General features: G+C 39.4%; 9 protein-coding genes and 1 tRNA gene. 6 read left to right on the top strand and 4 right to left on the bottom strand.

What is annotated here, in order from left to right:
- The first annotated feature begins 41 nt into the window (after positions 1-41).
- Positions 42-1,187, top strand: coding sequence for an MFS transporter (locus AN391_RS06635; protein WP_055014673.1), 1,146 nt, complete (start codon positions 42-44; stop codon positions 1,185-1,187).
- Here AN391_RS06635 and AN391_RS06630 read toward each other — a convergent pair.
- Together AN391_RS06630 and AN391_RS06625 are read right to left on the bottom strand one after the other, a co-directional pair.
- Positions 1,154-1,654, bottom strand: coding sequence for a prolyl-tRNA synthetase associated domain-containing protein (locus AN391_RS06630; protein WP_055014672.1), 501 nt, complete (start codon positions 1,652-1,654; stop codon positions 1,154-1,156). The genes AN391_RS06635 and AN391_RS06630 overlap by 34 nt on opposite strands.
- Before the next feature lies 1 nt (position 1,655).
- Complete coding sequence (locus AN391_RS06625; protein ID WP_055014671.1) at positions 1,656-2,057, bottom strand: hypothetical protein; 402 nt, start codon at positions 2,055-2,057, stop codon at positions 1,656-1,658.
- 164 nt (positions 2,058-2,221) lie between these two features.
- On the opposite strand from AN391_RS06625, the gene AN391_RS06620 reads away from it, so the two are divergent.
- The 4 genes from AN391_RS06620 to AN391_RS06605 all read left to right on the top strand — a co-directional run bounded on the left by AN391_RS06620 (position 2,222) and on the right by AN391_RS06605 (position 9,215).
- Positions 2,222-2,297: transfer RNA gene (locus tag AN391_RS06620), tRNA-Ala, on the top strand.
- Between the two features lie 154 nt (positions 2,298-2,451).
- On the top strand, positions 2,452-3,714 hold the full coding sequence (locus AN391_RS06615) for a PotD/PotF family extracellular solute-binding protein (RefSeq protein WP_055014670.1): 1,263 nt from the start codon (positions 2,452-2,454) through the stop codon (positions 3,712-3,714).
- A complete protein-coding gene (locus AN391_RS06610; protein ID WP_055014669.1) occupies positions 3,714-6,932 on the top strand; it encodes a hybrid sensor histidine kinase/response regulator in 3,219 nt (1,072 codons plus the stop codon). Before AN391_RS06615 ends, AN391_RS06610 begins: the two co-directional genes overlap by 1 nt.
- 57 nt (positions 6,933-6,989) lie before the next feature.
- Complete coding sequence (locus AN391_RS06605; RefSeq protein ID WP_055014668.1) at positions 6,990-9,215, top strand: EAL domain-containing protein; 2,226 nt, start codon at positions 6,990-6,992, stop codon at positions 9,213-9,215.
- Positions 9,216-9,259: 44 nt separating this feature from the next.
- Here AN391_RS06605 and AN391_RS06600 read toward each other — a convergent pair whose 3' ends face one another.
- Complete coding sequence (locus AN391_RS06600; protein ID WP_055014667.1) at positions 9,260-10,507, bottom strand: glutamate-5-semialdehyde dehydrogenase; 1,248 nt, start codon at positions 10,505-10,507, stop codon at positions 9,260-9,262.
- A complete protein-coding gene (proB, locus tag AN391_RS06595) occupies positions 10,504-11,610 on the bottom strand; it encodes a glutamate 5-kinase (protein WP_055014666.1) in 1,107 nt (368 codons plus the stop codon). Before proB ends, AN391_RS06600 begins: the two co-directional genes overlap by 4 nt.
- A gap of 846 nt (positions 11,611-12,456) precedes the next feature.
- On the opposite strand from proB, the gene AN391_RS06590 reads away from it, so the two are divergent.
- Positions 12,457-14,307, top strand: coding sequence for a sodium:proton antiporter (locus AN391_RS06590; RefSeq protein ID WP_055014665.1), 1,851 nt, complete (start codon positions 12,457-12,459; stop codon positions 14,305-14,307).
- The last annotated feature ends 79 nt before the right edge of the window (positions 14,308-14,386 follow it).

Below are 14,386 nucleotides of genomic sequence, written 5' to 3'. Positions count from 1 at the left end.
ATACTTTGGCTAACTTATCAGCTTATATTTTAAGCCTAACAATGCGCTTTGCTCACTTACTTATTTGCTCGGTGTTTATATTTTTTGTGCTGTACGCACCTCAGCCTTTATTAAACTTATTTGCTAACGAATTTAGCGTGTCCCCAGCGCTTGCCGGCAGCTTAATGAGCGTAACCATGCTGCCTTTAGCAATAGCTCCTTTTATTTATGGGCTTTTTTTAGCCAAGCAAAACCCACTTGTTATTTTACGTATTGCTATGTTTATTTTAGGGGGGAGCTGCATACTGTTTACAGCTGCGCCCAGTTTTGAGCTATTACTTCTGGTGCGTTTTATACAAGGCTTAACTTTACCTGCCGCACTTACCGCGATGACGAGCTACATTGGTATACGCTACAGCGCAAATGCCTTACAAAAAAATATGACCTTATACATAGGCAGTACCATAGCTGGAGGTTACTTTGGCCGAGTATTGGCGGCGTTATTTAGTGATGTGTGGCATTGGCAAAGTTTTTATTATGTTATTTCGTTTGTACTTATTGGCCTAGCTATAAATATAAAGCCTACGGGCTTTGTGATACCTGTTATGCCAGCACATACGCCGCTAACGTATATTAAACAGCTAAAAGATGCAGCAATATTAAAATTGTATGGTGCCGTTTTTTGTATGTTTTTTTGCTTTGCGGCCTTATTAAATTACCTTCCGTTTATTTTGCAACACACCTTTTTAATTACAAATACTCGCGATATAGGTTTAGTGTACAGCGGCTACTTAATCGGTGCTTTAGCCTCTATTGCCACACCTTGGCTTGCTAAAAAAGCGCCTTCGCCTTGGCATTTACTGGCTGCGGTTTTTATCGTATATAACTTAAGCATAGTGTTACTTATAAGCCAGCAACTGAGTGTGTTTTTAATCGCATTTACGATATTTTGTGCTGCTATGTTTGTTATTCACTCAAGTGCAGCCCCGCTTGTTAACAAGATTAGCAAGGCACCTGCAAGTGTAACAAATGGCGGGTATGTATCGTTTTATTACAGCGGCGGAGCGCTGGGCTCGTTATTACCAGGTATTGTTTATCAGCACTCAGGGCAAACTGCATTTATGCTTTGCTTACTGAGTGTGTGTTTTATTGGTTTAGTCTTAGTCACGTTAGGCTATCGAGAAGGTAAAAACATTACCCGAGGCTGATGCCCTGTATGCTTAAAAAATATGTTTAAATCATTTTTTGTAAGCAGCCAAGTTTGGGGGTTTTCAAACGGGTGACAATGAAACAGCTCATTAAACCAAATATCTTGATCAAGCCACAAAGTGACCTTGCTTTGTTTGTCGTTTGCCAGAGCAAGCATAGACACACAGCCTGGTTGTACTTTTAAATACCGCGCTAGGCGCTCACTTGAAGCAAACCCCAACCGAGAAAGCCCTTGTTGCTTAGATAAGGTTTTTAAATCGAGTTGTTTGTCGTGTGCGGTGATCACTAAAAAGTGATTTTTTCCTTCATTATCACGCAAAAACAAATTTTTAAGTCGCGTACCTGGGCGTTCTACCATAAATGCATCAGCATCTAAACTAGTATGTAACGCAGGATGTTCTATCACATCGTAATTTATACCTAATTGCGCTAATAGCTGCGCAAGCTTTGCTTTATCGGCCAACATACTACAAACAACGCCCTCTTAGCTGCACACTTAAGTCTCGCCACAATACTTGTGTAATTTCGTGTTTATTTTCACAGTAGTTATTTTCACTTAGGGTTTGATTTAAAAACCTGACGGCTTCATCCTCCAGCTTAAGTTTTAATACACTGGAGTCTTCGAAGTGTTCTTGTTCTATGTAACGTTTTACATCAGAGCGGCTCGGTCTTTTCTCGCCTCGTCCGCCGTTATTTAAGTTTATGTTACTACGGTGCTTGGCCTTAACCGAAACAACATAAGCAAATACTTTATTACCCTGCTCATCTACGTTTTCATAAAACTGTTTGTTATTTATTTCATAAGGAGGCGCTTCATTACTTGCACAGCCGGCAAGCAGCAAAGCAAGTATACAGATACTTTTTTTCATTGTTTTTGTCGTTTCGCGAGGTATTTTTCACGAGTCTATCAAAAATAAACGATAACAGTTAAATATTGCTAAAAAATACTTGACCAATTTTATAAAAATATTTAAAGTTCACCCCGCTTGGAACTCAGCAACCAAGTAATTACAACTATGTAATTTAGGAATGTGGGGCTATAGCTCAGCTGGGAGAGCGCCTGCCTTGCACGCAGGAGGTCAGCAGTTCGATCCTGCTTAGCTCCACCACTTTCCTACTCTTCTATTATTTCCTATTTTTAATCATCTTATTATTCTATTATTTTTTACACTCTCATTTTTATATTTGCTCATTCCTTGTTTGTTTAGTCTTTGTTGTCTATAAATTATCTCATCTGTAGCGTTCATACTTTTGGCTTAAACAATGGATATACCTAAACGCACCACGTTAAAAAAGCTTGCTGTCATTGGTTTAACTGCGGGCGTGGTTACCCATGTACCTTATGTGTTTGCCAGAAAAAAAATAACCTTAAGAGTGTTAGGAACGCATGTCACGCTGCAAGAGGCTATTCGTAAACAAGCAATGCTTGATTTGGGTATAAATATAGAGTTTTCCCCTGCAGGTAGCGCTGCCGTATTACAAAAAGCCTCCATGGACCCTAGCTCCTTTGATTTATACGAACAGTGGTCAAACAGTATTAATGTACTGTGGCGAGCAGGGACGATTCAAGCCATAGAAAAAAAGCGACTAACCTACTTTAATGAAATAAATTCTCTGACTAAAACGGGTAAACTCACTCCCGAGGCCAAATTGGGCGCAGGCGACGCCCCTTATAAACTACTCAATGTACAAGAGAATGGCACACTAAGTGCAAACGAAAGCGATCATATTAGCTTTTTACCTTATGTACATAATGTTGACTCTTTTGGCTATAACACTGCCATGATTAAGCCTGGTATTGCTTATGAAACTGAAAGCTGGGGCTGGCTACTGGATGATGCGCACCGAGGCAAAGTCGGCATTGTAAATGCACCCACAATAGGCTTGTTTGACCTGGCTTTGGCAACACAAAGCAAAGGATTGATAACATTTAAAGATATTGGTGCGATTACTCGCTCTGAGCTTGACCGTTTATTTAGTATTTTAATTGACTATAAACGACAGGGGCATTTTGCGGGTTATTGGAACTCGGTGCCAGAGTCTATTGAATTTATGAAAAGCCAACGCGTGCATATTGAAAGTATGTTTTCTCCTGCTGTTGCCTCACTAAATAGTCAAAATATTAACGTACGATTTGCCGCCCCAAAAGAGGGCTACCGAGGCTGGCATGGGGTCATGTGTTTATCATCACAGGTCAATAATAACCAAAAAGATGCCGCATACGATTACATGAACTGGTGGCTTTCGGGGTGGGCGGGCGCATTTATTGCTCGCCAAGGATATTACATTAGTAACCCGCAGCGCTCAAAAGCAATGCTTTCACCAAGCGAATGGGATTACTGGTACTTAGGAAAGCCCACTTCGGTTAACTTGCTAAACACCCAGAAACAGGTCGCTGTAAAAGCCGGTGAGCAGCGAAATGGCGGTAGCTATTTAAAACGTTTAAGCAATGTAGCTGTTTGGAATAGCGTTATGCCTACTTACGATTACAGCTTACAAAAATGGTATGAGTTAATAAGCAGATAATGATAACCCGCTCAATAAAATCTAAAATAATAATTGCCTTATGCGTTTTAATTACCTTATTAATTTTGCAAAGTTACTTATTCAATTATTCGCAAAAGTCGCTTTTTGAGCTACAAAACGCGCAGCACAAAGCATTATTACAAAGTGAAGCTGTCACCCGCTTAGAAAACGATGTGATTTCTTTGCAAAGCCAAGCCATAGCTTATTTAGATCATGCTAATAGCAATACTATTGATAAGTTTAATATGCACTATAACGATGCAAAAATGGATTTAGGCAGGCTTAGTAAACATATAGAAGAATATGATGAAAGCTATCAAAGCAACATTAAGCGCCTCAACGAGTATTTAAATAATTACCAAGATACGTTTAACCGGGTGGTCGTTAACAGAACTAAGCGAGAGCAGTTGTACCTTTCACAGTTTAAGCAGCCTATTGACACACTAAAAGCGCAACTTAATAAGCTGGAGAAAAGCACGCTTGGTAACAAACAGACAATAATAGTGAATATCCTTTTAACTATTAGCAATATAGAACAGGCAGCAAACAACTATTTACACAAGCCAAATTATGATGAAGCAAAAAATGTGCAAGATAACCTAGCACACTTAAACACCCTGCTTGCGCGCATTGAAACCGCTAATACTATCCAATTTAATAATACTGACGAGCTTGAGCAAGCATATAGCCAATTAGTTATATTAACGCGCAGTTATACGTTTTCTATAAATGTAGTTTTAACTGGAATAGAAAACGAGCTCCTTTACCTAGCCGAAAAAATCAGAGCTATTGAGAAACAAAAGCTCACCCAAACAGAGCAGCAGCTGAGAGAGCACGTACTCAAAAGTACAGAGATGGGAAATCTATTTGCGGCTTTAATCTCCGTCATAATTACGATAATCACCTTTTTTATTTTTAACTCCGTCATTAAGCCTATCGCACAGTTAACCAAGCTGCTAAAAGATATGAGTAATGAAAAACAAGTTACACTTAATAGTAATACACACCATCAAAATGAAATTAACTCTGTTATTACCGCGGCCAATGCGCTGTATTTAAAAAATAAGCAAACAAAAGAGCTACTAGCAGAAACGCAAGCGCTTAATTCAAAAATGGAATCAATGAATAAAGAGCTTACACTGGCCATCACTCAAGCAAAAAATGCCAACCAAGCGAAAAGCGACTTTGTTGCTAATATGAGCCATGAGCTACGTACGCCCATGAATGGTATTTTAGGCATGCTACAGCTTTTACAAAGCAGCGCCCTGCCACCCAAGCAAAAACACTACGCCGATAAAGCCTTTTCAAGTGCCCAAAACCTTCTGCAAATTCTAAATAACGTGCTCGATTTTTCTAAACTTGAGTCTGATAGAGTCAAACTTGAATCAATCCCTTTCACTTTGCATACCGTGGTGTCTAATGTAAAAAATTTATTCTCGGTGAACGCTAAACAAAAAGGGTTGCGCCTTAATTTTGTATTACATGTTGATGCAGGGCTAGAGCTGATGGGTGATCCGCTGCATTTAAGTCAAATTATTAATAACTGTGTAGGTAATGCAATTAAATTTACAGAGCGCGGTGAAGTAACAGTAACGATTGAAGCCACCACACAAAATGAACAGCAAATTCAATTGCGCTTTGGTATTAAAGACACTGGCATAGGCATGACCCCAGAGCAAACAGCATCCATTTTTGACTCGTTCTACCAAGGCGACTCTAGTACAACACGCAAATATGGGGGAACAGGGCTAGGCTTAACCATTTGTAAGCAGCTTACTAAGTTGCTAGGTGGCGAAATACAAGTACGCAGTACACCACAGCTAGGCAGTGAGTTTTACTTTACACTCCCATTTAAAATGACCAATAAAGAAGCACTTAAAAAACATGCGCTACTTATTAGCCCCGATAATGAGCAAATAAAATCACTCACCGCGTTGTTAAGCAACGCCGATATTACGGCAGAAATTACCCAAGAGCCGTTGCGTGCAATTGCAAAAATGTCTCAACCCAGTAACCCTTTTAATATTGTTATTATGTCGTTGCCGCATAAAGAGCTAAAAGATAATTTTATTTTGCAGCAACTGTACTTACAAAAACAAAAAAATAAACATAAGTTACTGCTTATTCTACTTATTAGCGATCAAGAACACCCACAATCAATCCCCGATAGCGACCATATTGATATTTTAACAATAGGCAATACCGATACTGAGTCACAGTTAATGCGTTTATTATTGCCCGAAACAACGCAGCTTAAAGAGGGAGAGTCTTACCCACAATATACTGGTTATACTGCACTTACTGTAGATGATAACTCTGTAAACCAAGAGATTCTTGAAGCACTGTTAACTAAAATGAATATGACCGTTATCTCTGCAAATAACGGTGAAGAGGCCCTAATAAAAGTAGAAGAAAGTGCAATTGATATTATATTTATGGACATTCAAATGCCTGTTATGGATGGTTTAGAAGCCACACGTATACTACGCCAAAGAGGTTATACGCTTCCAATCGTTGCAGTTACGGCAGCTGTATTACCTAATGATAAAAAAGCCGCTATAAGAGCAGGCATGGACGACTTTTTAGTGAAGCCGCTGTTATTTGGCCTGCTTTGTAATACCGTAGAAAAACATTTAAAAAAGGCCCAAACGCTGAGTACATTAAATCTCGCTGTAGCAAAGGATAACCTTGAAGATAATAATGAACTCATCAATTCAATCTTTTCTAAATTTGACAGTGACTATAGCCACTTTATGGAAACAATCTTAAAGCATTTAAAAAATAATGAGCATGAAGCATTAGTTAGGGAAATGCATAATTTAAAAGGCCTTGCTGGCACACTAGGGTTAGAGCGACTTGAGCAAAGTGCCAAAAAAATTGAATTAGAGCTGATAAATAACACTCACCCTGATTTTAGCGCTTTTAATGAACAACTGACCTTAGCACTTTATGCCATTAAACAGTTGCAAGTAACCAATACGTATAACCAGCAGGCCGGCGCAATTAATTTAGAACAAAGCCCAGATACATTAATTGATGAGGTATATTCTTTAGCGTTATCTGCTCGTCCTATTCCTAGTAAATTAATTAGAGCAGTTGAGCTTCAAAAATTCGAGCATTCTCATCCATTATTTAAGCTAAAAGAGGCAATTGATAACTTTAACTACGCTTTAGTAATTAAACTGATTGATAAGTACAGAAATAACTATAAAAACTAGACAATTATGGCAACTATAAACTAACTTTAATGAGTAATTAAAGAATAAGGATTTAGTGTGCATTCAACCTTTCTTGCTAGCAATAATAAACCGGTAGTAAATCAACAGCGAAAACCTTTGATTCTCATAGTTGATGATGAACCTAGCAACCTACATGTACTAGTGGAAGGCCTACTTGCAGACTACGATGTACGCATTTCAACAAGCGGTGAGCAAGCGCTTGTATTTATAGAGTCCACCCGCCCTGATTTAATTTTACTCGATATTATGATGCCGGGCATGGACGGTTATGAAGTATGTAAAATACTTAAGGCAAAGCAAAACACCAAAGGCATCCCTATCATTTTTGTTACTGCTCTTACAGAAGAAGAATCTGAAGAGAAAGGCTTTGCCATGGGAGCTATTGACTATATCCATAAGCCTTATAAGTTAGCTTTGGTTAGAGCACGTATACGCACACACATTACTGCGCAAGGCATGTTAGACAGACTTATAGAAAAAAACTTTGATTTGCACGATAAATTATTAGAAATAGAGGCCCTTGCAAAAGAGTTAAGTCAGCGTGAAGAAGAGCTTAAGCAACTCTCATCTAAACAAAAATTATTTTATCAAGCCCTTACTAGTACGGCCGATGGTGTTGTTATCACTAATAGCGAAGGGAAGATTATTGCTGTTAATCCATCTTTTTGTAGAATTACAGGCTATTGCGAAGCTGAATCACTGGAAATGGACTTAAAAGATATTAAGCAAAATAACCACCCAAGTATTAGCTTTGATGAAGTGTGGAAACACGCAAACGAAGCAGGTTACTGGAGCGGCGAGCTTGTAACACGACGAAAAAATGGGGAGCTCTACCCTGAGCTTTTAACACTTAGTATGGTTAAAAGCGAACAAGACACCAATATACATTATATCGGCGTATTTAGTGATATCTCCAGCGTGAAAGTAACACAGGAACGAATAGATTATTTAACGTGGCACGATGAGCTTACTAAGCTACCTAATCGTAATGGCTTTTTGAAACAATTAGAGCAACAGTTACAAGATTGCAGTAACGATAAAACGTGTGCCTATATTTATATTATCGATATCGACAGCTTTCACTCCATTAATGATGGTTTAGGGCTTTTAGCAGGAGATAATATTTTAAAGGAGCTTGCTCAGCGTATTCATGCCAGTTTAGATAAAAAAGATATTATTGCACGCTTAGGCAGTGATGAATTTGCAGCCTTATGTAGTGTAGATAAAGGTGTTGGACGCACACGTGCGCAATCAATAGCAGAGAGCAAAGCACAAGAGCTTTTACACGCAGTTAACCGCCCTTTTGACGTTGATGGGCAAGAAGTGAGCTTAACAATTAGTATAGGCACTTATATTTTCCCGCGTGACGATGTCTGGGAAAGTGCGATTGAAACTATCAGAAATTGTGAAGCTGCCTGTTATAAAGCCAAAGAAAAAGGCGGAAACAGAGTTACATTTTTTGATACCACATTTGGTGAGCAAGCTAAACGACGCTTTGAGATTGAGCAAGATTTAAGAAAAGCCATCTCTCAAAATGAGCTATCTATATTTTTACAGTCACAATTTGATAGCAAGCAAACATTAAAAGGCGCTGAAGTTCTGTTGCGCTGGGAACACCCTCAAAAAGGGTTTATAAGCCCCTGTGAGTTTATATCAATAGCCGAAGAATCAGATGTTATTTTTGAGCTGGATTGCTGGGTTACTACCCATGCGCTTAACTTACTTACCAAGCTTAAATATAACCATCCAAGTTTAAATATCTCGGTTAATATAAGCGGCCGGCACTTTCATGAAGCGCGTTTTTTAAACTTTATAAGCGAGCAAATTAAACGTGTTGATATTAATCCTCAGCAACTGACTATAGAAATTATAGAAGGGACGCTACTAAATCACATGGAAGCCGCCATTGAAGCCGTACACTGCCTTAAAAGGCTGGGCGTACGCGTATCGATAGATGACTTTGGTACTGGTTACTCAAGTTTAACGTATTTAAAGCAGCTACCCATTCATGAACTTAAAATAGATCGCTCATTTGTACTCGAAGCCCCCACTGATAACAACGATAAATTAATTATTGATATGATTGTCAGCCTTGGCAGGTTATTTCAGTTAGAGGTCGTTGCGGAGGGGGTCGAGAATCAATCGCACTTTGACTTATTACAAGAGTATCCGGAAGTTATCTTACAAGGGTACCATCTGCATCGGCCTGAACCATTAAAAGATTGGTTAGAGAAGCTAAGTCACACTGTACAAAATGCATAAAAAAACGCCGATTTAACAATCGGCGTTTTTTTCTTTAATTGTCGTTAATCACGCACTTGGCCTTCACCATTAACTAAATACTTTTCAGTGGTAAGTGACTCAAGACCCATAGGGCCATAAGCATGTAGCTTAGTTGTAGCTATACCAATTTCGGCACCTAACCCCAATTGCGAGCCATCTGAAAAACGCGATGAAGCATTTACCATCACTACCGATGCATCAACACTGCGTTGGAAAAGCTCAGCCGCGGTGTCGTTTTTAGTACAGATAACCTCAGTGTGGTTTGAACCAAACTGTGCAATATGATCCACAGCAGCACTAAAACTTGGTACTACACGAATAGCAATTTCTAAATCTAAGTATTCTTCACCAAATTCGTTGTCGGCGAGAACTGTTGCATTATCGAAATATTTTGCCGCTTGCTCATCTGCATTAATTTTCACGCCTTCTTGGCGCAATACAACGGCACATAAATTTAAAAATTCGTCAGCGACGTCTTGATGAACCACAAGCCCTTCAAGCGCATTACATACGCCTGTACGCTGTGTTTTACCGTTTAATAGTAAGTTAAGCGCCACCTCTAGGTCGGCGTCTTTATCTACGTATAAATGACACACACCTTTAAAGTGCTGAATAACTGGAATAGTACTGTTTTCAGTTACAAAGTTAATTAACCCTTCGCCACCACGTGGAATGATTAAGTCTATGGTGTCACGTTGCTGCATTAGCTCCATAAGCAAAGCACGGTCTGGGTCAGGAATAACTGAGATCAGCGCTTTAGGTAAGTTATGTTTTTCCAGTACTCCATGCATTACGCTCGCAATGGCTTGTGAGCTTTTAAGGGCTTCTTTACCACCGCGTAAAATAACACCGTTACCCGATTTAAAACACAATGCCCCTGCATCCGCAGTTACGTTAGGGCGCGCTTCGTAAATCATGCATACAACACCTAATGGTACACGCATTTTACGAATTTTAATGCCATTTGGGCGCTCTGTAATATCGCGTAGCTGACCGACGGGATCATCTAAACTTACGATAACTTCAATACCTTCAGCCATGGCTTCAATACGCTCTTCGTTAAGCGTTAGGCGGTCAATCATTGAAGCGGCTAAGTTGTTATCGCGTGCTGCGCTTAAATCACTTTCGTTTTCTTTAATTATAAATGCTTTTTCTGCGCGCAGTGCTGCCGCCATCTCTGTTAACACTTGGTTTTTAGTCTCGGTGTCGAGTAAAGCAAGTGTATTTGCCGCTTTTGCTGCTTGGCGTGAAATATCCGTAATCAAACTCATGACTTCTCCAATAATGCGATATCTTTTTCTGAAATAACAGGACCAATAGAATCCTGCATTTTTTCACTAAATTCACTTTGCTCGTTATCAGCAATAAAGCTTAACAAGCAACTACTATAATTTGCGGTGGCTTTTGCTAAACGTGTGCCATCCTCGCTTCTAACTAAAATGGTATCGCCAATGGCAAACTCACCATGAACTTCCATTATTTCGTCGCCACGTATGCAACCGTTTTCACCTTCAAGAGACTCATCGAATGAGCCATCTACGACCACTTCACCTTGCTCATTCGCTGTATGCGTCATCCAGTGCACAGCTTCTTGCATTGGTTTTTCATAAGGAAGAAAGACACTACCGGGGTTATCTCCATCCAACAACCTATTAAAGGTCTCTTCTTTAAAACCATTAATAATGTATGTAGCAATACCGTGAGAAGTCGCTTTCTCTGCAGCTTCGATTTTGGTCTTCATACCGCCGGTGCCCACTGCGCTAGTAGCACATCCTGCCATAGCGTAAATAGACTCATCAATTGATTTTATTTCAGGCAGTAAAACTGCGTCTTCATGTAAATTTGGGTTTTTGTCATATAGCCCGTCCACATCTGAAAAAATCATTAATGCGTCAGCATCTGCAGCCGCTGCGACCATGGCTGATAAGTTATCGTTGTCGCCCACTTTTAAGTCATCGGTTGTTACAGCATCATTTTCATTAATAATGGGTAGAACACCATGTTCTAGCAAGGTAAAAATAGTTTCACGAATACTTTCATAGCGCTCACGGTCACGTAAGTCACCGTGCGTTAATAATAATTGCGCTGATGGAAAATCAAAAAAGCGATCCCACATAGCCATCATTTCGGTTTGCCCTGCCGCTGCCATCGCTTTTTTCATGACAACTGAACGTGGAATGTCAGATGGGAATAAGTGTGAGCCTGCAGCGACAGAACCTGAAGATACTAAAATCACCTCAATACCTCGAGCGCGGCAGCGAACAATAAATTGCGCAATGGTTAGTAAATAGCGTGAGCGGCACCCATCTTGATCAGGCGCGATTAATGCACTACCAACTTTTAAAACAATACGACGCCAATTTAACTTTTGCATAAAATCTCAACTTTCCATTTTATCTACATTCACACTGTGTGAACTAAAATTAGGTAATTGCGTCAATAGCACGCAATTTCGAATAGGTTTTCATACACTTTTTAAACGCACGCAAACACACGACCTAAAATTGCTTTTAGGTTTGTAAAGACATGAAACAGCACCAACCAAAATGAATGGAGGCCTATTAAATATAAAGATAAAAAGTGTTGTTTATGTATCGCTGTAAAAAGCTGTGTGTGGCTTTTTTGTTAACAACATACATAGAGCCTCTAAAGTCAGATACACCAACAGATAGGGTGATGACTCAAGGACCGAGATTTAGCCGCCACGATGGGAGCTAAACATTGAAAGTAATAGTTCAACTCAAACATTTATTTACTTAATTACTTAAATAAACATGCTTGAAAAAACCATACCAAGATATTCAAAAATACAATAGCTACTAATTTAACGCTAATAACAGCATACATTACTATTATTACAGACCAAATATGACGTTAGTATTAATATTTAACGCGGTCTTGAAAATTATAATTAGATGACTAATTGTTTGAACTCTAAATATAATACGATATTTCGATAGACAAAATCAAGGCTAAAAATCACTCTAATGTGTACCCAGCCCTAGCACAACATAAATTAGTCACTTAAAATCAATCACTTATATTTATTTTCACGCTTTTATTCATTTTTTATAAATAAATCAATAAGTTTAACCTACAATTTTTGTATTAAGCGCTAATATTTTATTAGCAAATTAAACATTTCACGTGTATACCCCTGTATTAATATTTAACAAAAGTTATACTTTTCATATTGTGATAAATAAGGAATTCTTAATTTATGTCAGCAATTTATATAGCCGGTATCGCACTTTGTTCAGTGCTTGCCCAATGGGTAGCGTGGGCATTTAAAGTACCCGCTATCTTGTTCTTATTGCTTACCGGTTTATTGCTAGGACCGTTTAGTGGTGTATTAGACCCAGATGCTTTACTTGGCGATTTGTTATTTCCTGTGGTGTCATTGAGTGTTGCTGTGATTTTATTTGAAGGCGCTCTCACTTTGCACTTCAGAGAATTAAAAGGCATAAGTAAGGTCGTTCGTAACCTGTGCTCTATTGGCATGATCACCACTTGTGTGGTGATAAGCTTAAGTGCCTATTGGCTACTCGAACTCAACTGGCGAGTTGCTGCTGTATTGGGGGCCGTACTCGTTGTAACAGGCCCCACAGTAATTGCCCCTTTACTTAATTCGATGCGCCCAACTCAAGATATTGATCGGATATTACGGTGGGAAGGCATTGTGATTGACCCAATCGGTGCCCTTTTTGCTGTACTTGTATTTGAAGCAGTTATGCTAGTAGGCCAAGGAGAAGTACTTAGCCATACTATTGTTGCACTTGTTAAAACAGTCGGCGTTGGGCTGTCTATAGGTATTGTTGCTGGGTGGATCACCACACAACTTATGCGCCGTGAATGGCTCCCCTTTGAACTCCATAAGTTTGGCATACTTGCATTAGTACTTATTAGTTTTTCGGTCTCTAATCATTTAAGCCACGAGTCAGGATTGTTGGCGGTTACCGTATTTGGTATTTGGCTTGCCAATCAAAACGATTTAGAAATCGATTCTGTATTGGAGTTTAAAGAAGACTTATCGATGATTTTAATATCATCACTGTTTATTTTACTTGCTGCACGCCTGCAGCTTTCTGACTTGATGATGTTAGATAGCGACGTATTTATATTTTTAGCCGTGGTGTTATTTATAGCGCGCCCATTGTGTATTGCTATATCTACTTTTGGTACTGACTTACCAATGAAGTCACGCCTGGTGCTATCATGGATAGCCCCAAGAGGTATAGTTGCTGCCGCGGTTGGGTCGGTGTTTGCATTAAGCATGATGGAAGCAGGCGTAGCTGATGCTGAAAAAATGGTGCCGTTAATATTCACTGTTATTATTATTACTGTGGTGCTCCAAAGCTTAACCGCTATTCCGGTTGCTAAGCTATTAGGTGTGCGCCAGCCTTCCCCAAACACTATTCTGATTATTGGTGCGAACCATGTATCGCGCGCTATTGGTAAAGGCTTGCAAGAGCAAAGTATTCCAGTTCACTTATCAGACCCCGCATGGGAGAACTGCAAAATGGCGCGTATGGATGGCCTTGCTTGTTATTACGGTAACCCACAGTCAGAGCATGCTGAGCGTTACTTACCGCTCACAACAATAAGAACGGTATTAGCGCTTTCACCTAACCGCCACCATAATGCGCTTGGTGTACAATATTTTTCTCATTTATTAAATGAAAAAAATGTATTTTCATTGCGCTCATCTACCTCGCATGCAAAAGCGAACAAAGACAGTGCAACATTCCTATCTAGGCAAATTTTGTTTGGTGAAGATGGTTCATACGCTCGCTTAAGCAGCATTATCGCTAAAGGTGGCAAAGTAAGCGCTACACGTATTTCAGAAGAGTTTGATTGGGAGAAATACCAAGAGATGAACCCTGAAGCGATCCCACTGTTTATTTTAAAAGGTGATAAAGACAACGACGAAGATACGCCAGTTAAGCTTCGCCCATTTACCAGTAATATGGAAAAGCCACCGCAAGAGGGAGAGCGTATATTTGCACTTCAGCCCCCAAAAATGTCAGTGTTAAAAGACCCAGCTAAATCAAAAGGCAAAGAAGAAAGCTAGCCACTTATAGTTATTAGACAAAAGCCCTAATTAATCATTAGGGCTTTTTATTTTATAAAAATGGTGAGTATTATTTGGC

Source organism: Pseudoalteromonas sp. P1-13-1a (assembly GCF_001401875.1).
Classification (GTDB): domain Bacteria; phylum Pseudomonadota; class Gammaproteobacteria; order Enterobacterales; family Alteromonadaceae; genus Pseudoalteromonas.
This window is presented reverse-complemented; position numbering and strand designations above follow the sequence as displayed.